Genomic DNA, 21,655 nt, shown 5'->3' on the forward strand with positions numbered 1-21,655 from the left:
GCCGGACTTGAGGATCGCCAGCAGGCCGACCAGGGTATCGAGGCCACGCCGGGCAACGATGGCCACGCGATCGTCGGGTTGCACGCCCGACTCGCACAGATGATGGGCCAGGGTATCGGCCCGGCGATTGAGCTCATCGTAAGTCAGTTGCTGGCCCTGGCACACCGCCGCCAGCGCCTGGGGCTGGGCCAGCGCCTGGGCCTCGACGCGCTGGTGCACCGTGAGGTCCTGAGGGGCATCGGTGGCACTGGCATTGAAGTCCTCCAGCAGCAGCGTCCGTTCGGCCAGGGGCAGGATAGACAACTGCTCCAGGGCCTTTTGGGGCGCCTGTTCCAGGGCCTGCACCAGGTTTTCCAGGGCGGTCCGCAGGTAGGCACAAATACGCCGAGGATCGACCTGGGTACTGGCCAGCAGGGTCAGGCGGAAATCTTCGCCCAGGTCGTCGATGCTCATGGTCAGCGGGTAATTGGTGCGTTCCTCGGAACTGAGCGTGCTGATGCCCTGCCAGGCCGACGGGGCGGCGCCCGCGCCAGGTGCCGCCGAATGCCGGTAGTTGAGCAGCGAACTGAACAGTGGCGTCGGTATCGCCACGCCGCTGCAACGCTGGGCCAGGGCCAGTGGCGCATGTTCGTGGCGCAGCAGGGTGGTCAGCCGCGCATGGGTCGCCCTGACCCGGGCTTCGCTCCCCTGCCCATCGATATCCACGCGAAACGGCAAGGTATTGATAAAGATCCCCAGCGCCCGGTCGCCCTCGCCACCGCCCTGCATCCGCCCCATCAGCACGGTGCCGAACACCACGTGGCGCTTGCCCGAGACCTGCCCGAGCACCAGCCCCCAGGCCAGGTGGAACAGGCTGGCGGCGCTCACCCCGAGTTGCTTCGCGCGGCTGCGCAGGTTACGGCTCAGGTGTGGGTCCAGGTCCAGGCTGAACTCCTCGATGGCGGTGCCATCGCCCTGCACATCCTGCAGGCCGAAGGGCAGCGTCGGTTCCTCGATATCGCCGAGCATGTCGCGGAAGAAACGTTCGTGTTCCTCCTCGCGGGTGCCGAGCCGGGCCTGGGCCACGTAGTTGCGAAACGGCACTGCCGGACCCAACTGGCCGCCGAGCCCCATGAGGAAGGCCCGCATTTCATGACGCACCACCTCCAGGGCACTGTGGTCCAGGGCCATATGGTGGAACAGCAGCATGGCCACCCACCGCCCATGGACCTCGTCCCGGGCATGGACAATGCGGATCAGCGGCGCCAGGCCGACATCCAACCGGTAGTGACGACCGTCGAAACGCTCGTGCAACTGCGCGAGCACGTCCCCGTCCGCCGGGTCGAGCGCCACCTCCTGCACCACCAGCGTGGCCTGGCGCCAGACCACCTGCACCGGGCTCTCCAGACCTTCCCAGTGCACGGCGGTACGCAGGATGTCGTGACGATCGATCACCGCCTGCAAGGCCTGGGCAAACGCCTCGAGACGCTGGCGATCCTCGAAGGCGAACTGCGACTGCATCACATAGGGATCGCCCTGCCCCGCGCTGACATGGTGGTAGAGGATGCCCTCCTGCAAGGGCGCCAGCGGGTAGATGTCCTGCACATTGGCCACGCCCCCGGGAACGCTGGCAACGATGCGGTCGATCTGCTCCTGGGTCAGGGTCGCCAGCGGCAGCATGGCCGGGGTGATCCGCGCGACCTGCGCGGTAATGACATTGACCGGCACCGCGACCTGGCCCGACGCCGTGGCCGAATACTCGCCGCTGCGGACCATCTCGATCAGCAGCACCTTGTGCTCGCGCAGGCGGGCAATCACCTCAGGTTCGGTCAGGGCCTGCTTGTTGCCCTGCACGACCAGTTGATCACCGCGAACGGCCAGTTGGATGTCTTTTGCCTTCAATGTCGCCAGCAGTTCAGTCACGCTCACAGGACGATCTCCATTCTTTCGGTCATTGCGGCGTATCCGGCCAGCGTCGGCTGTTCGAACAACGCCCTCACATCGGCTTCCATGCCTTCCTGGTGCAACCGGCCTATCAGGCTGACGGCGAGCAGCGAGTGCCCACCCAGTTCGAAGAAATTGTCATGCCGCCCAACCCGCTCGACATTGAGCAATTCGCGCCACAACCGCGCCATCAGGATTTCGGTCTCGCCCAGCGGCGCCTCGTATTCGCGGCTGGACAACGCCGACGAGTCCGGGGCTGGCAGGGCCTTGCGATCGAGCTTGCCGTTGGGGCTCAACGGCAAGGCATCGAGGTGCACGAACACCGCCGGGACCATATAGTCCGGCAGGTTTTCCAGCAGATGGCCGCGCAGGCTGTCGATCTCCTGGCGCTCGGCGGCGGTGTAATACGCCACCAGGCGCTTGTCCCCTGGCACATCTTCGCGGGCCACGATCACGACTTCGTCGATGGCTGGATGGCGGACCAGGCGTGCCTGGATTTCACCCAGTTCGATACGCAGGCCACGAATCTTCACCTGATCGTCATTGCGGCCCAGGTACTCGATGGTGCCGTCCGCCAGGTAGCGCCCGACATCGCCGGTGCGGTACATCCGCGCGTTATCGAGCGGGCTGAACGGATCCTTGAGGAAACGCTCGGCGGTCAGCTCGGGACGATTCAGGTAACCCCGCGCCACCTGCACCCCACCGATATACAGCTCACCCACCACGCCCATGGGCACCGGCTGCCCCTGTCCATCGAGCAGGTACATCCGTGTATTGGCAATCGGCTTGCCGATCGGTGTGTTGTCCGGGGTCAGCTCGAGCGGGCCGGCGCAGTTCCACGCCGTCACGTCCACCGCCGCTTCGGTCGGACCGTAGAGGTTATGCAGTTCGGTCTTGGGCAACTGCGTCTTGAAGCGCCGTACCACGCTGCCCGGCAACGCCTCGCCGCTGCACATTACCCGCTTCACTCCGGCGCAACGCCCCGTGTCGCCATGAGCGAGGAAGACATCGAGCATCGACGGCACGAAGTGCAAGGTGGTGATGTTCTGTGCCTCGATCACCTCGCCCAGGTAGAGCGGGTCCTTGTGCCCCTCGGGACGGGCCATCACCAGGCGTGCACCAGTAAACAGCGGCCAGAAGAACTCCCACACCGACACGTCGAAGCTGAACGGGGTTTTCTGCAACACCGCATCCTGCGCCGTCAGGCCATATTCGTCCTGCATCCACAGCAGGCGGTTGACCACCGCGCCGTGTTCGTTCATCACGCCCTTGGGTTGTCCCGTGGAGCCCGAGGTGTAGATCACATAGGCCAGGTGTCGCGCCGTCAGTCCTGGCACCTGCGGACCTACGCTCGGCTGTTCCTGCCAAGTGGATGGGTCGAGGTCGATCACCGGCACGGCCACATCGCCCAGGAGCCCACGGGTAGCGCCCTGCACCAACAACGCTGCCGGCGCACTATCCTGCAACATGTAGGCGATCCGCTCCGCCGGGTAGGCAGGATCGAGCGGCACATAAGCGCCGCCTGCCTTGAGGATGCCCAGCAGACCGATGACCATGTCCAGGCCACGCTCGACACAGATCGCCACCCGCGCATCCGGTTCCACACCCTGCTCGCGCAGATGGTGGGCCAGCTGGTTGGCACGCCGGTCCAGTTCACGATAGGTCAGCTGATGTTGGTCTGCGACCACCGCCACGGCATCCGGGGTGCGCTCAACCTGCGCCTCGAACATCCCGTGCAGGGTCTGCTCGAGGTTGTAGTCCACCTGCGTGGCATTGAGATCGAACAGCAGGTGCTCACGCTCCTGCGGCGTCAGCACCGGCAGGCAGTTCAACGCCCGCTCGGGCGCCTGCTCCAGGGCCGCGGCCAAGGATTGCAGGGCATGCTGCATCAGCTCGCAGATACGTTGCGCACCGATCTGCGCCGCTGTCATGGCGGTCAGGCGGAAACCTTCGCCCAGGTCGTCGACGTTCAAGGCCAGCGGATAATTGGTACGCTCCTCGCTGGCCAGGGTCTCGATCCCTTGCAGCTGTTCGCGCACCTGCGTCTCCACCGGAGCGCTGGCGCTGTGGCGATAATTGAGCATCGCGCTGAACAGCGGCACGGGCGCCGCCACCCCGCTGCAGCGCTGGGCCAAGGCCAGCGAGGCATGCTCGTGACCCAGCAACGCCGTCAGCCGTGCGTGGATCGCCTTGACCCCGACGCGCACGCCGGTCTCGTCGATATCGACCCGCAGCGGCAAGGTGTTGATAAACATCCCCAATGCCCGGTCCGCCCCTGCGCCACCCTGCATGCGGCCCAGCAGCACCGTGCCGAACACCACCGCCTGCTTGCCGCTGGTGGCAGCCAGGACCTGCGCCCAGGCCAGGTGGAACAGGCTCGCGGCGCTGACCCCAAGCGTGCGGGCGCGGGCCCGCAACTCGCGACTCAAGGCCGCCGGCAGCAAGTGCCGGACTTCCTCGATGGCGCTGCCATCGCCCTGCACATCCTGCAGGCCGAACGGCAGGGTCGGCTCGTCGATCGCCCCCAGCATCTCGCGGAAGAACGCCTCGTGCTCCTGCTCGCTGATGCCCAGGCGCGCCTGGGCCACGTAGTTGCGGTACGGCACCGGGACGCCCAGGGTATCGGCACGGTCCAGCAGGAAGGTGCACAGCTCCTGGTTGACCACGTCCATCGCCGTGTGGTCCAGCGCCAGGTGATGGAACAGCACCAGCACCACCACTCGCCCACGGTCGGGATCGGTAGCGTAGAACAACTGGATCAACGGCGCCTGGCCGATGTCCAGGCGGTGATGGCGGGCATCGAAACGCGCCTGCAACTGCTCGAGGATGTCACCCTCGGCCGGGTCCAGCAGCACCTCGCGCACCAGCAGCGATGCCTGGCGCATGACCACTTGCAGCGGCCTGGCCAGGCCTTCCCAGAACACCGCCGTGCGCAGGATATCGTGGCGGTCGACCACCTGTTGCAAGGCCCCGGCGAAGCGTTGAAAACGCTCCAGGCTGTCGAAGGCCATCTGCGATTGCAGCAGGTACGGGTCGCCCTGCCCGGCACTGATGTGGTGATAGAGAATACCCTCCTGCAACGGCGCCAGCGGGTAGATATCCTGGACATTGGCCGCGCCGCCCGGTACGCGGGCGATCACCCGGTCGAGGCTGGCCTGGTCCAGTTCGATCAATGGCAGCAGCTCGGGTGTGAGGTGCGTAGAACCGACGGGGATCAGGTTTTCCGGCACCACGATCTCGCGGCCGCTGCCAATCGCCGCTGCCAGGGCGGCCAGGGTCGGCTGGTTGAACAGCACCCGCACATCGGCGCTCAGGCCGACCTGGCGCATGCGCTCGATCAGGCCCACCGCCAGCAGCGAATGGCCACCCAGTTCGAAGAAGTTGTCGTGACGCCCCACCTGCTCTACCTTGAGCACCTCGGCCCAGATCCGCGCGAGGGTAACTTCGACCGCGCCTTGCGGCGCCTCGAACTCGCGGCTGAGCAAGGCGTCCTGGTCCGGTGCCGGCAGGGCCTTGCGGTCCAGCTTGCCGTTGGCGGTCAGCGGCAGCGCCTCCAGGCAGACATAGGCCGAAGGCACCATATGGTCCGGCAGGCGTGCTTGCAGCCAGGCACGCAGGTCCTCGATATCCAGCGCCCCCTGAGCGGTGAAATAGGCCACCAGGCGCCCGTCGCGCATCAGCACCACGGCCTCGCGCAAGCTTTCATGGCGGGTCAGGGTCGTCTCGATCTCGCCCGGTTCGATACGCATGCCACGGACCTTGAGCTGGTCGTCGTTACGCCCCAGGTAGTCGATATTGCCATCGGGCAACCAGCGCGCCAGGTCACCGGTGCGGTACATCCGCGCGCCCGGCAGGTCGCTGAACGGATCGTCGAGGAAACGCTCGGCGGTCAGGTCCGCACGGTTCAGGTAACCGCGGGCCACGCCGGCACCGCCGACATACAGCTCACCCGCGACACCGACCGGCACCGGACGCTGCTGCGCGTCCAGCAGGTAGACCCTGGCGTTGGCCATCGGCTTGCCGATATGCAACGGCCCGTCGACCGCCATGGGCCCGGAGGTCGCCACCACCGTGGCCTCGGTCGGACCGTAGTTGTTGATCACCGCGAAGCGCTGCGCCCGGTTGAACTGGCGCAGGCGATCACCGCCGATCAGTAGTGTGCGCAGGGTTGGATGCTGCAGGTCCTGGCTGAAGGCGTATTCGGCCACCGGTGTCGGCAGAAAGCCCACCTCCAGCGGTTGCGCCTGCCACCAGTCGAGCAGGCCGGCGATGTCGCCATGGCCGAGATCGGTTGGCGGCAGGTGCAGGGTCGCGCCGCCACACAGCGCCGGCCAGACCTCCCAGGCCATGGCATCGAAACCGAAGCCGGCGACGCTGGCGGTGTGTCCGCCAGGGCGCAGGTCGAAGGCCGCGCAGTGCCAGTGCACCAGGTTTTCCAGGGTCCGGTGCTCGACCATCACGCCCTTGGGCAAACCGGTGGAGCCGGAGGTGTAGATCACATAGGCCAGGTGCGCCGGGAGCAACCCGTCGATCCGGGGACTGGTCACGACTTCGTCATCCCACTGCGGCCGGTCCAGGTCGAGCAGCGGCACTGCCAGCTCGCCAAGCAGGTCGCGGGTGCTTGCATCCAGCAGCACCGCCAACGGTGCGCTGTCATCGAGCAGGTAGCGCAGGCGTTCGACCGGCAGCGCCGGATCGATCGGCACATAGGCGGCGCCGGCCTTGAGAATCGCCAGCAGCCCCACCAGCATGTCCGGCCCGCGCCGGACGCAAATCGCCACGCGAGTGTCCGGCTGCACGCCCAGCTTGAGCAGATGACGGGCCAACCGGTTGGCGCGTCGATCCAGCTCGCTATAGGTCAGTCGCGCCGTGCCCTGGACCACCGCCAGCGCCTCGGGCATGGCCTGCGCACGGGCCTCGAACAGGCCATGCACGGTGTGGCCGCGAGGACAGTCCACGGCACTGGCATTGAAGTCGACCAGCACCTGGCGCCGTTCCGCAGCGGGCAGGATCGACAATTGATCCAGGCTGCGCTCCGGCGCCTGTTCCAGGGCCTGCACCAGTTGTTCCAAAGCTCGCTGCATATAGCCACAGACCCGCTGCGCACCGATCGGCGACAGGGCCAGCACGCTGAGGCCGAAGCCCTCGCCCAGGTCGTCGACACTCAGGGTCAGCGGATAGTTGCTGCGCTCTTCCCCGCCCAGCACCTCGATGCCCTCCCAGACCGCCTTGCCGGGCGAGGTGTCCTCGACCGGCGCACTGTGGCGATAGTTGAGCAAGGCACTGAACAACGGCGACGACTGGCCGACCGCGCTGCAGCGTTGGGCCAGGGCCAGCGAGGCATGCTCGTGACCCAGCAGCGCCGTCAGTTGCGCGTGGGTGGCACGCACACCGGCGCGCACGCCCGTCGCGCCCAGGTCGACCCGCAGCGGCAAGGTATTGATAAACATCCCCAATGCCCGGTCGGCCCCTTCGCCGCCTTGCAGGCGCCCCATCAGCACGGTGCCGAAGACCACTTGATCACGCCCCGACACCTGGCCCAGCACCTGGGCCCAGGCCAGGTGCATCAGGCTGGCGGCGCTCACCCCGAGGGTGCGCACCTGCTTACGCAAACGCCGGCTCAAGGCCTGGTCCAGTGGCTGGCGTGCCTCCTCGATATCCCGTCCGTCGCCCTGCACATCCTGCAGGCCGAAGGGCAGGGTCGGCTCATCGATGTCGCCCAGCCTTTCGCGGAAAAACGCCTCGTGCTGGCGTTCGTCCAGGCCGAGGCGGGCCTGAGCCACGTAGTTGCGATAAGGCATCGCCTCAGCCAGGGCGTGCGCCGGGTCCAGCAGCAAGGCGCGCATCTCCCGTACCACCACTTCCATGGCGGTATGGTCGAGGGCCAGGTGATGGAACTGCAGGATCGCCACCACGCGCTGGTGCAGCGGATCATGGGCATAGACCAGTTGCATCAGCGGCGCCCGGGTAATGTCCAGGCGGTAGTGGCGGGCATTGAAGCGCGCCTGCAACTGCTCCAGCACGTCGCCGTCCGCCGGATCGATGGCCACTTCCAGCACCGGCAGTTCGGCGCTGCGCCGCACCACCTGCACCGGACGCTCCAGGCCCTCCCACAGCACCGCCGTGCGCAGGATATCGTGACGCTCGACAATCTTCTGCAACGCAGCGGCACAGGCCTTCAGGCGCTCCAGGCCGGTGAAGGCCAGGCGCGATTGCAGCAGGTAGGGGTCGCCCTGTTCGGCGCTGAGGTGGTGATAGAGAATCCCCTCCTGCAACGGCGCCAGCGGGTAGATATCCTGCACCTCGTCCGTCCCGCCGGGGATGCGCGAGACGATCAGGTCGATGGCGCGTTGGTCCAGCTCCACCAGGGGCAGCAGCTCGGGGGTGATGCGCTGGCAACCGGGCATAATACGGTTGGCCGGCACCTCGATCTCCCGACCGCTGCCGACGGCGGCGGCCAGGGCCATCAGTGTCGGCTGGCTGAACAGCACGCGCACATCGGCATTCAGGCCGGCCTGGCGCATGCGCTCGATCAGCTTGACCGCCAGCAGCGAATGACCGCCCAGCTCGAAGAAGTGATCGTGACGACCGACCTGCGCGACCTGCAGCACTTCGGCCCAGATCCCTGCCAGGGTGTTTTCCACCGCGCCCTGCGGGGCCTCGAAACCACGGCTGAGCAGCGCGTCCCGGTCCGGCTCCGGCAAAGCCTTGCGGTCCAGCTTGCCGTTGGCGGTCAGCGGCAGCGCCTCCAGGCGGACATAGGCCGAAGGCACCATGTAGTCCGGCAACCGCGCCTGCAGATACTCGCGCAGCGCCTGGATATCCACGGCCTCAGCGGCGCAGTAGTAGGCCACCAGGCGCTTGTCGCCCGGCGCCACTTCACGCACCAGGACCGCCGCATCCCGCACCTGCGGGTGCTGGCCGAGGCGGGTCTCGATCTCGCCCGGCTCGATACGGAAACCGCGGATCTTCACTTGGTGGTCGTTGCGGCCCAGGTACTGCAGGGTGCCGTCGCTATTCCAGCAGGCCCGATCACCGCTGCGATACATCAGGCTGCGCGGCTGCGGATTGAACGGGTCGGCGATAAACGCCGCGGCCGTCAGTTGCGGCCGGTTCAGGTACCCCTTGGCCACACCAGCCCCACCAATGTACAGCTCGCCCGCCACGCCCACCGGCACCGGCTGCTGCCGGGCATCGAGCACGTAGGCACGGGCGTTGCCGATCGGACGCCCGATCGGAATGCTGCCCGCGCCGGCCTCACGGATCTCGAAGGTGGTCGAGAAGGTGGTGGCTTCGGTTGGCCCGTAGCCATTGAGCAGGTGCTGCGGAGCCCCCTCCCGCAGCACCCGTTGGATCACTGCCGGGTCCAGCACATCGCCGCCGACGATCAGGTAGCGCAGTTTGCCGAACGCTTCCAGCAGGCCCTCGGCGTATTGATGGAACAGTCCCGCCGTCATCCACAGGACGCTGACCGCCTGCTCGTGCAGCAGCGCGGCGAATGCCTCGCGGGACAACAGCACATCCTGGTCGACCACCACCACCGCCCCGCCGTTGAGCAGTGGGGCCCAGACTTCCAGGGTGCTGGCGTCGAACGCCGGGTTCGAGGCGAAGGCCACGCGGTCGTGCGCGTTGAAGTCGGCATAACCATTGTTGATCACCAACCGGGTGATCGCCCGGTGCGGCACCAGCACGCCCTTCGGTGTACCGGTGGAGCCGGAGGTGTACATGATGTACGCCACCGTCTCCGACAGCTGCGCCAGGGCCGGGTTGTGTTCCGGCTGGCCCTCGAGCGCCAGGTTATCCAGGTCGATACGGCGGGCTGTACAGGCCAGGGTTTCATCGCGATGAGTCAGGAGCGCCACGGCCTGGCTGTCACGCAGCATGAAATCCTGGCGCTCGGCCGGGGCATTGATATCCAGCGGCACGTAGACCGCCGCGCACTTGCTGATCGCCAGTTGGCTGACCAGCAGGTCCAACGAGCGCGGCAGCAGAGTCGCTACCGGGTCACCCGGCCGCACGCCCAACCCCGCCAGATGATGCGCCAGGCGGTTGGCCCGGCGATTGAGCTGGCCGTAGCTGAGGGACTGGCGGCCATGCACGGCCGCCAACGCCTCGGGATGCGCCTGTACCCACTCCTCGAACCGCTCATGCAGGGTCTGCTCGGCAGGATAGTCGCGCCAGGTGGCATTGAAACCCTGCAACAGCTGGTCGCGCTCTTCCTGTGCCAGCACCGACAGTTCATGCAGCGCCGTGGTAGGCGCCTGTTCCAGGGCACCCACCAGGTTCTGCAAGGCACGCTGCATGTAATCGCCGATACGCTGCGGATCGGCTTGCGCCACCGCCTGGATATTCAGCGCGAAGCCTTCGCCCAGGTCGTCGACATTGAGCACCAGCGGGTAGTTGCTGCGCTCGCGGGACTTGAGCAGGTGAATGCCCTCCCACACCGCCAGATTGTCGGTCGTGCCTTGTCCCGCTGCGCTGTGGCGATAATTGAGCAAGCTGCTGAACAGCGGCAGCACCGCCGGTACGCCACTGCAACGTTGCGCAAGCGCCAGTGAGGCATGCTCATGGCCCAGCAGTTGCGAGAGCCGCCCGTGGGTGGCCCGCACCGCCGCCTGTACGCCGATAGCGCCGAGGTCGACCCGCAGTGGCAGGGTATTGATGAACATGCCCAGTGCGCGGTCGGCGCCCTCGCCACCCTGCATCCGGCCCATCAGCACGGTGCCGAACACCACCTCCTCGCGACCCGAGACCTGGCCCAGCACCTGGGCCCAGGCCAGGTGCATCAGGCTGGCGCTGCTGACCCCGAGGCGGCGGGACTGCTCGCGCAGGCGCCGGCACAGCGCCGCGTCCAGGTCCTGGCGCAACTCGATGACATGGCTGCCATCGCCGCCGACTTCCTGCAGGCCAAAGGCCAGGGTCGGTTCCTCGATATCGCCGAGCATGTCACGGAAAAACGCTTCGTGTTCCTCGTGACCAGCCCCCAGGCGTACCTGGGCGACATAGTTGCGATACTGCACGGCGGCCGGCAGTTGCCCGCTGTCACCGGCCAGGCTGATGCCCATTTCATGCACCAACACCTCGAGGGCGGTATGGTCCAGCAGGATATGGTGAAACAGCAGGATACCCAGCCAGCGCTCGTTGACCTCGTCGCGGATATAGGCCAGGCGCATCAGTGGCGCCTGCTTGAGGTCCAGGCGATATTGGTGCGGGTCGAAGCGTTCCTGCAGGTATTGCAGGGCCTGGGCATCGTCGGGTGCCGTGTCGATCCGCTCCAGCATCAGCGGTGCCTGGCGCCAGACCACTTGCACCGGTTCATCGAAGCCTTCCCAGAGCACGGCGGTGCGCAGGATGTCATTACGTTCGATCACTGCATCGAGCGCGCGAGCAAAGGCCTCGACCTGCGTCAGGCCGGCAAACGCGAACTGCGCCTGCAGGACATAGGGGTCGCCCTCCCGGGTGGCCAGGTGGTGATAGAGGATGCCGGCCTGCAACGGCGCAAGCCCGTAGATATCCTGCACATTGGCGACACCACCGGGAACGCTGGCGACGATACGGTCGATGGCGGCCTGGTCAAGGTCCACCAGCGGCAGCAGGTCCGGGGTGATGCGCTTGCAGTCGGGCGTGATGCGGTTGGCCGGGACCACCACCTCGCGCTGCCCACCGACAGTAGCCGCCAGGGACGCCAGGGTCGGCTGGCCGAACAGCACGCGCACATCGGCGCCGAGGCCGGCCTTGCGCATACGCTCGATCAGCTTGACTGCCAGCAGCGAGTGCCCGCCCAGTTCAAAGAAGTTGTCGTGGCGCCCTACCCGTTCGACCTTGAGCAGATTACTCCACAGCCCGGCCATCAGAATTTCGGTCTCGCCCAGCGGCGCCTCGTATTCGCGGCTGGACAAGGCCGACGAGTCCGGGGCTGGCAGGGCCTTGCGATCGAGCTTGCCGTTGGGGCTCAGCGGCAAGGCATCGAGATGCACGAACACCGCCGGAACCATATAGTCCGGCAGGTTTTCCAGCAGATGGCCGCGCAGGCTGTCGATCTCCTGGCGCTCGGCGGCGGTGTAGTACGCCACCAGGCGCTTGTCCCCTGGCACATCTTCGCGGGCCACGATCACGACTTCGTCGATGGCCGGGTGCCCGACCAGGCGTGCCTGGATTTCACCCAGTTCGATACGCAGGCCGCGAACCTTCACCTGATCGTCGTTGCGGCCCAGGTACTCGATGGTGCCGTCCGGCAGGTAGCGCCCGACATCGCCGGTGCGGTACATCCGCGCGTTGTCGAACGGGCTGAACGGGTCCTTGAGGAAACGCTCGGCGGTCAGCTCGGGACGATGCAGGTAACCCCGCGCCACCTGCACCCCACCGATATACAGCTCGCCTACCACGCCCATGGGCACCGGTTGCCCTTGCCCATCGAGCAGGTACATCCGCGTATTGGCAATCGGCTTGCCAATCGGCGTGTTATCCGGGGTTTGTTCGAGCGGACCGGCGCAATTCCACGCCGTGACATCCACCGCCGCCTCGGTCGGGCCGTAGAGGTTATGCAGTTCGGCTTCGGGCAACTGCGTCTTGAAGCGGCGCACCACGCTGCCCGGCAACGCCTCGCCGCTGCACATTACCCGCTTCACTCCGGCGCAACGCCCCGTGTCGCCATGAGCGAGGAAGACATCGAGCATCGACGGCACAAAGTGCAAGGTGGTGATGTTCTGTGCCTCGATCACCTCACCCAGGTAGAGCGGGTCCTTGTGCCCCTCGGGACGAGCCATCACCAGGCGTGCGCCAGTGAACAGCGGCCAGAAGAACTCCCACACCGACACGTCGAAGCTGAACGGGGTTTTCTGCAGCACCGCATCCTGCGCCGTCAGGCCATATTCGTCCTGCATCCACAGCAGGCGGTTGACCACCGCGCCGTGTTCGTTCATCACGCCCTTGGGTTGGCCGGTGGAGCCCGAGGTGTAGATCACATAGGCCAGGTGTCGCGCGCTCAGTTCCGACTGGTCGGGATTGGTCACGGACAGGTCTTGCCAGGTATTGACGTCCAGGTCGATCACCGGCACGGCCACATCACCCAGCAACTCGCGGGTAGCGCCCTGTACCAGCACCGCCACCGGCGCGCTGTCCTGCAGCATGTAGGCGATCCGCTCCGATGGGTAGGCAGGATCGAGCGGCACATAGGCGCCGCCCGCCTTGAGAATCGCCAACAGGCCGATGACCATCTCCAGGCCGCGCTCGACGCAGATCGCCACCCGCGCATCCGGGCCAACGCCCAGCCCGCGCAGGTGGTGCGCCAGCTGGTTGGCCTGCCGGTTCAGCTCGCGACAGCTCAGCCGATGTTCGCCTGCGACCACCGCCACGGCGTCCGGGGTACGCTCGACCCGGGCCTCGAACATGCCGTGCAGGGTCTGGTCGAGGCTGTAGTTCACCTGCGTCGCGTTGAGATCGAAGAGCACGTGTTCGCGCTCCTGCGCCGTCAACACCGGCAGGCGGTTCAACGCCCGCTCGGGCGCCTGCTCCAGGGCCTCGACCAGCGACGCCAGCGCGGTGCGCAGGTAATCGCAGATCCGTTGCGCACCAATCCGGGCAACGGTCATGGCGGTAAGGATAAAACCATCGCCCAGGTCGTCGATATTCAAGGCCAGCGGATAGTTGGTGCGCTCCTCGCTGGCCAGGGTGTCGATGCCTTGCCAGGCTTGCACGGCCTCGGGCTGGCGTTGCAGCACGCTGCTGTGGCGGTAGTTGAGCATCGCACTGAACAACGGCAGCGGCGCCGCCACCCCGCTGCAGCGCTGGGCCAGGGCCAGCGAGGCATGCTCATGGCCCAGCAGCGTGGTCAGGCGCCCGTGGATCGCCCTGACGCCGGCGGCCACCGACGTTCCATCGATATCGACCCGCAACGGCAGGGTATTGATAAACATGCCCAGCGCGCGGTCGAGGCCCTCGCTGCCCTGCATGCGGCCCAGCAGGACCGTGCCGAACACCACCGCCTGCTTGCCGCTGGTGGCGGCCAGGACCTGCGCCCAGGCCAGGTGGAACAGGCTCGCGGCACTGACCCCAAGCACCCGCGCCTGGGCCCGCAGGCGCTCGCTCAGGGTGGCCGGCAGGGTCTGCACGACTTCCTCGATCGCATTGCCATCGCCGCGCACGTCTTGCAGGCCGAAGGGCAGCGTCGGTTCGTCGATATCACCGAGCATGTCGCGGAAGAACGCTTCGTGCTCCTGCTCGCTGACGCCCAGGCGGGCCTGGGCCACGTAGTTGCGGTACGGAATCACCGCGCCCGCGGGTTCGGCCTGGCCCAGCAGGCCGGCCTGCATTTCATGGCGCACCACCTCGAGGGCGGCATGGTCCAGGGCCAGGTGATGGAACAACAGGATCGCCACCGTCCGTTGTTGCGCGGCATCGAAGGCATGCACCAGGCGGATCAGCGGGGCCTGGGTCAGGTCCATGCGCCAGTGCCGCGCATCGAAGCGGGCATGCAGTTGTTCGAGCACATCGCCGGCTGCCGGATCGCAGACGACCTGTTCCATTTGCAGTTCGGCCTGGCGCAGCACCACCTGTACCGGGCTGTCCAGGCCCTGCCAGTGCACGGCGGTGCGCAGGATATCGTGGCGTTCGATGACCTTCTGCAAGGCCTCGACAAACGCGCTCAGGCGCTCGGGGCTGGCAAAGGCCATCCGCGATTGCAGCAGGTACGGGTCGCCCTGCTCCGCGCTGAGATGGTGGTAGAGAATCCCCTCCTGCAACGGCGCCAGCGGGTAGACATCCTGGACGTTGGCAGCGCCGCCCGGAATGCGCGCGACGATCTGGTCGAGCGTCGCCTGGTCCAGTTCGATCAGCGACAGCAACTCGGGGGTCAGGCGCTGGCAATCGCCTGGAATCAGGTTGGCCGGAATCCTCACCGTGCGCCCACGCCCCAGGACCTGGGCCAATGCCGCCAGGGTCGGCTGGCTGAACAGCGCGCGCACGTCGGCGCTCAGGCCGGCCTGGCGCATGCGCTCGATCAGCTTGACCGCCAGCAGCGAGTGGCCACCCAGCTCGAAGAAATTATCGTGCCGCCCTACCCGCTCAACCTTGAGCACTTCGGCCCAGATTCGCGCCAGGGCCAGCTCCACCTCACCTTGCGGCGCGACGAACGCGCGGCTGGACAACGCCGCCTGGTCCGGCGCCGGCAAGGCCTTGCGATCCAGCTTGCCGTTGGTGGTCAGCGGGAAACGCTCGAGCAGCACGAACGCACTCGGCACCATGTAGTCCGCCAGGGTCAGCAAGAGTTGGCCGCGCAGGTCCGCCGCCAAGGGTTCGCGGCCGTCATGGGCGATGATATAGGCCACCAGGCGCTGGTCGCCCGGCTCGTCCTCGCGGGCAATGACCACGGCTTCGCGAACGCCGTCACAGGCCGCCAGGCGGGCTTCGATCTCGCCCAGTTCGATACGGAAACCGCGAATCTTCACCTGGTCGTCGTTGCGCCCCAGGTACTCCAGGCTGCCATCGGCCAACCAGCGTCCGAGGTCGCCGGTCTTGTACAAGCGGGCCTCGGCGCGGCCACTGAATGGATCGGCGATAAAACGCTCGGCCGTCAGTTCGGGGCGATTGAGATAACCACGGGCCACCCCCGCGCCGCCGACATAGAGTTCACCGACGACATTGACCGGCACCGGCTCACGGCGCTCGTCGAGCAGGTACAGTTGCAGGTCCGGGATGCGCCGGCCGATCGGGCTCACGCCGGACAGTTGTGCATCCGCTGCCATCAGCGCGTGGTAGGTCACATGCACCGTGGTTTCGGTAATGCCGTACATATTGACCAGTTGCGTGCCGGCATTCGCCACGCGCGCGTACCAGGGCTTGAGGATAGTGGGGTCCAGCGCCTCGCCGCCGAAGATCACCTGGCGCAGCGAATGCTTGAGCGGGCTCTGGCCCTGGGCAACGATCAATTGGCGGAACGCGCTGGGCGTCTGGTTGAGGATGGTCACGCCCGCCGTGCACAGCAGCGCGTGGAAGTCGTCCGGGGAGCGGCTGACCTCTTGCGGCACGATCAGCAGGTGGGCGCCATGGACCAGCGCGCCCCAGATTTCCCAGACCGAGAAGTCGAAGGCAAACGAGTGGAACAGCGCCCACACGTCCTGCTCGTTGAAATCGAACCAGTGTCGGGTCGCCGCGAACAATCGCACCACCTGGCGGTGTTCGATCATCACGCCCTTGGGCAAGCCCGTGGAGCCGGAGGTGTAGATCACGTACGCCAGGTGGCGGGGGGTCAGCTCCGGCAGCACCAGATCCTCGTCGGACTCGTCCTGCCAGCTCTCGCGGTCCAGGTCCAGTACCGGCACCGCCAGGGCGCCCAGCAACTCGCGGGTAGCCCCCTGGACCAGCACCACCACTGGCTGGCTGTCCTGCACCTGGTAGGCGAGACGTTCCACCGGCGACGTCGGGTCCAGCGGCACATAGGCGCCGCCGGCCTTGAGAATCGCCAGCAGGCCGACGATCATCGACAGCCCGCGCTCGACACAGATCGCCACGCGCGCATCGGCCCGTACGCCCTGCTTGCGCAGGTGGCGGGCCAGGCGATTGGCACGGCGGTTCAGTTCGCCGTAGGTCAGTTGCCTTTCGCCATCGATCACCGCCACCGCCTGCGGCGTGCGCTGGGCCCGACCTTCGAACAGCTGGTGCAGGGTGTGCGCCTGCTCGTGGTTGACCTCAGGGCTGTTGCAGCCCACCAGCAGTTGCTCACGCTGCGCCGCCGTCAACACCGGCAAGCGGTTCAGGGCACATTCCGGCGCCTGCTCCAGGGCGTCGACGAGGGACTCGAGCACCGTCTGCATCGAGTCGCAGAGGCGCTGCGCGCCCACCTGCGCCAGCGTCAGGGCGGTCAGGTTGAAACCTTCGCCCAGGTCATTGACGCTCAAGGTCAGTGGATAGTTGGTGCGGCCTTCGTGGGCCAGGGTCTCGATACCCTGCCAGGCCTGCGCCATGTCCTGCCGGCTGCTGGCGCCGTCGCCATGCCGGTAGTTGAGCATGGCGCTGAACAGCGGTAGCGGCGCCGCCACCCCGCTGCAGCGTTGGGCCAGGGCCAGCGAGGCATGCTCGTGGCCCAGCAGCGCCGTCAGCCGGGCGTGGGTCGCCATGACTCCGGCGCGCACGTCCGAGTCATCGACATCGACCCGCAGCGGCAGGGTATTGATAAAGACCCCCAGCGCCCGGTCGGCGCCCTCGCCGCCCTGCAGACGGCCCAGCAGGACCGTGCCGAACACCACGCTGTCCTTGCCCGAAGCCACGGCCAGCAGCCGCGCCCAGGCCAGATGGAACAGGCTCGCGGCACTGACCCCGAGGGCTCGCGCCTGATGACGCAGGCGCCCGCTCAGGGCCAGCGGCAGGCGGTGCCGGACTTCCTCCATGGCCTGGCCGTCGCCCTGCACATCCTGCAGGCCGAACGGCAGGGTCGGCTCGACGATATCACCGAGCATCTCGCCAAAGAACGCCTCATGCTCCTGCTCGCTGACGCCCAGGCAGGCCTGGGCCACGTAGTTGCGATAAGGCACCGGAGTCGTCAGCGGCGCGTCGAGGCCCAGCAGGCTCGCCTGCATCTCCTCACGCACGGCCTGCAGGGCCGTATGGTCGAGCACGATATGGTGGAATAGCAGGAGCGCGACGATACGGGGATGTTGCGTATCCGTGGCATGCACTAGCCTTACCAGCGGCGCCTGGCCGATGTCCATGCGGTGGTGGCGGGCGTCGAAACGCGCCTGCAACTGCGCGAGGATATCGCCCTCGGCGGGGTCCAGCGCCACCTCCTGCACCACCAGCGCGGCCTGGCGCAGGACCACCTGCACCGACCGGTCCAGGCCTTCCCAGGCCAGTCCGGTGCGCAGGATATCGTGGCGGTCGATCACCCGTTGCAGGGCACCGGCAAAGGCCTGCAAGCGCTCGACACTGGCAAAGATCATCTGCGACTGCAGCAGGTACGGATCGCCCTGCTGCGCGCTGAGGTGGTGATAGAGCATCCCCTCCTGCAACGGCGCCAGCGGGTAGATCTCCTGGATGTTGGCGGCACCGCCCGGAACACGGGCGACGATACGGTCGATGCTCGCCTGGTCCAGGTCGATCAGCGACAGCATTTCGGGGGTAATGCGCTGGCAGCCGGGCGCAACCCGGTTGTCCGGCACCTCGACTTCCCGACCGCTGCCGATGGCCGCCGCCAGGGCCGCCAGGGTCGGCTGGTTGAACAGCACGCGCACATCGGCACTCAGGCCCGCCTGGCGCATGCGCTCGATCAGCCTGACCGCCAGCAGCGAGTGGCCGCCCAGTTCGAAGAAGTGGTCATGGCGCCCCACCTGTTCGACATTGAGCAACTCGGCCCAGATCCGCGCCAGGGTGGTTTCCACCTCACCCTGGGGCGCCTGGTATTCACGGCTGAACAGCGCGCCCTGGTCCGGCGCGGGCAAGGCCTTGCGGTCCAGCTTGCCGTTGGCGGTCAGCGGCAGCGCCTCCAGCCGGACATAGGCCGAAGGCACCATGTAGTCCGGCAGGCGGCCTTGCAGGTCATCGCGCAGCGCCTGGATATCGGCGCTTTCATGCTCGGTGAAATAGGCCACCAGGCGCCCGTCGCGGACCAGTACCACGACGTCCTTGAGGCATTCGTGGGCGGCCAGCGCGCTTTCGATCTCGCCCGGCTCGATCCGCAGGCCACGGATCTTCACCTGGTCGTCGTTGCGTCCCAGGTAATCGACCGTGCCATCGGCCAGCCAGCGCGCCAGGTCGCCGGTACGGTACATGCGTGCCCCCGTCTCGGGGCTGAACGGATCGTCGAGGAAACGCTCGGCGGTCAGGTCCGCGCGGTTCAGGTAACCGCGCGCTACGCCGGCCCCGCCGACATACAGCTCGCCCTCGACCCCGACCGGCACCGGCCGCTGGTGGCGGTCCAGCAGATAGACCCTGGCATTGCCCATCGGCGTGCCGATATGCAAGGGCGCACCGACCTCCATCCGCCCGGAGGTGGCGACCACCGTGGCCTCGGTCGGGCCGTAGTTGTTGATCACCACAAAACCCGGGGCCTTGCCGAACTGGCGCAGGCGGTCGCCGCCGATCAGCAGCGTCCGCAAGGTGGGGTGGCCGAGACCCTGGCTGAAGGCATGTTCGGCCACGGGCGTGGGCAGGAACCCGACATCCAGCGGCTGCGCGCGCCACCAGTCGAGCAGCGCGTCGATCTGTTCATTGTGGAGATCACCCGGCGGCAGGTGCAGGGTCGCGCCGCCGCATAGCGCCGGCCAGACCTCCCAGGCCATGGCGTCGAAACCGAAACCGGCGACGCTGGCGGTGTGCTTGCCAGGCTGCAGGTCGAAGGCCGTGCAGTGCCAGTGCACCAGGTTTTCCACGCTGCGGTGCTCGACCATCACGCCCTTGGGCAGGCCGGTGGAACCGGAGGTATAGATCACATAGGCCAGGTGCGCCGGGGACAACGCCGGGACCTGGGGATTGGCCGGCGAGGCGGCTTGCCAGGTCGGTCGATCCAGCAGGATAAGCGGCGCGTCGAGCGCCGGCAGCCGGGCCTGGAGGTTCTCCTGGGTCAACAGCGCCCGCGGTGCGCTGTCGTCGAGCAGGTAGGCCAGGCGCTCTGTCGGCAGGCTCGGGTCCAGCGGCACATAGGCGGCGCCGGACTTGAGAATGGCCAGCAGGCCCACCAGCATGTCCGGGCCGCGCAGCACGCTGAGCGCCACCCGGTCGTCCGGCTGCACGCCCAGGGTGAGCAGGTGATGGGCCAAGCGGTTGGCGCGCCGGTTGAGTTCGCCATAGCTCAGGGGCTGCCCGGCCTGGACCACCGCCAAGGCCTCGGGCTGCGCCTGCGCGCGGGCTTCGAACAGCTCGTGCAGGGTGTGCCCGCGCGGATAGTCCGCAGCGCTGGCATTGAAGCCGGCCAGCAGTTGCTGGCGCTCCGCCGCAGGCAGGATCGACAGGCCGTCGAGGGCGACCTCGGGTGTCTGCTCCAGGGCCTGCACCAACTGCTCCAGCGCCGTCTCCATGTAGCGGCACATGCGTTGTGCACCGATGGCGTGCAGCGCCAGCACGGTCAGGCGGAAGTCGTCGCCCAGGTCGTCGACGCTCAGGGTCAGCGGGTAGTTGCTGCGCTCGCCACCGCCCAGTTGCTCGATGCCGGGCCACAGTGGCGAACCCTGCTGCGCCCCTGCTGCCGGGCTGCTGTGACGATAATTGAGCAAGGCGCTGAACAGCGGCGTCGCCGGCTCGACCGCACTGCAACGTTGGGCCAGGGCCAGCGAGGCATGCTCATGGCCGAGCAAGGCACTCAGGCGCGCGTGGATCGCCTTGACCCCGGCCCGCGCCGATAGCTGGCCGACTTCGACCCGCAGCGGCAGGGTATTGATAAAGACCCCCAGAGCCCGGTCCGCGCCCTCTCCCCCTTGCAGGCGCCCCATCAGCACCGTACCGAATACCACGTCGTCGCGCTGGGAAACCTGCCCCAGTACCTGGGCCCAGGCCAGGTGCATCAGGCTGGCGGCACTCACCCCCAAATGACGCGCCTGCACGCGCACGCGCCGGCTCAACTCACCCGCCAGGGGCAGGCGTGCCTCCTCGATGCCGCGACCGTCGCCGCGTACATCCTGCAGGCCGAACGGCAGCGTCGGCTCGCTGATATCACCGAGCATGGCGCGGAAGAACGCCTCATGCTCCTCCTCCCCCAGCCCCAGCCGCGCCTGCGCGACATAATTGCGATAAGGCACCGAGGCCGGCTGCGGTTGCGACGGATCGAGCACCCAGGCACGCATTTCCCGCACCACGACGTCGATGGCCGTATGGTCCAGCGCCAGGTGATGGAACAGCAGGATGGCCACCACCCGTTGCCGCGTCGCGTCCCAGGCATGGACCAGGTGGATCAGCGGCGCGCGGGTGATATCCAGGCGATACTGACGGGTATCGAAACGCCCGCACAGTTGTTCGAGCACATCACCGTTCGCCGTATCCAGCACAACCTCCTGCACCGGCAGTTCGGCGACACGCCGGACCACTTGCAGCGGTGCCTCCAGGCCTTCCCAGAGCACGCCGGTACGCAGGATATCGTGACGGTCGATCACCTGCTGTAGCGCCGCGACAAAGCCTTGCAGGCGCTCGTGGCCATCGAATACCAGGCGGGTCTGCAGCAGGTAGGGATCGCCCTGCCCGGCACTCAGGTGATGGTAGAGAATGCCTTCCTGCAGGGGCGCCAGCGGGTAGATGTCCTGGACATTGGCCGCACCACCGGGAACGCTGGCGACGATACGGTCGATGGCGGCCTGGTCCAGCGCCACCAGCGGCAGCATCGACGGGGTGATCCGCTGGCAATCGGCCGGGATGCCATTGGGCGGAACCTCGACCTCGCGGCCCGAGCCCACCGAAGCGGCCAGCGCCGCCAGGGTCGGCTGGCTGAACAGGGTGCGCACATCGCTGCTCAGGCCTGCCTGGCGCATGCGCTCGACCAGGCTCACCGCCAGCAGCGAGTGCCCGCCCAGCTCGAAGAAATGATCATGGCGCCCCACCTGTCCTAACTTGAGCAGCTCGGCCCAGATCCGCGCCAGGGTGATCTCGATCTCGCCCTGTGGTGCCTCAAACTCGCGGCTGAGCAGTGCGTCCGGCTCCGGTGCGGGCAAGGTCCGGCGGTCCAGCTTACCGTTGGCGGTCAGCGGCAGCGCCTCCAGGCGCACATAGGCGGCCGGCACCATGTACTCCGGCAGGCGCTCCTGCAGGTAGCGACGCA

The 21,655-nt window shown here is 67.2% G+C and carries 2 protein-coding genes (both cut by a window edge); both read right to left on the bottom strand.

Features of this window, described 5'->3' with window-relative positions; translation table 11 throughout:
• A protein-coding gene (locus KI243_RS19935) for a non-ribosomal peptide synthetase (protein WP_212809802.1) crosses the window boundary here: on the bottom strand, nt 1-1,908 show its start. The gene continues 12,777 nt to the left of window position 1, outside the view; only the first 1,908 of its 14,685 coding nucleotides appear in the window; its start codon is at nt 1,906-1,908; the stop codon falls past the left edge of the window.
• Nucleotides 1,905-21,655: the 3' portion of a non-ribosomal peptide synthase/polyketide synthase gene (locus KI243_RS19940; protein WP_212809803.1), read on the bottom strand. The gene runs 6,214 nt beyond the window's last position; 19,751 of the gene's 25,965 nt are visible here — the last part of the coding sequence; the start codon falls outside the window, past its right edge; its stop codon occupies nt 1,905-1,907. The genes KI243_RS19935 and KI243_RS19940 overlap by 4 nt, the downstream gene beginning before the upstream one ends.

The sequence above is a fragment of the Pseudomonas sp. Ost2 genome (assembly GCF_018326065.1).
GTDB lineage: Bacteria > Pseudomonadota > Gammaproteobacteria > Pseudomonadales > Pseudomonadaceae > Aquipseudomonas > Aquipseudomonas gingeri.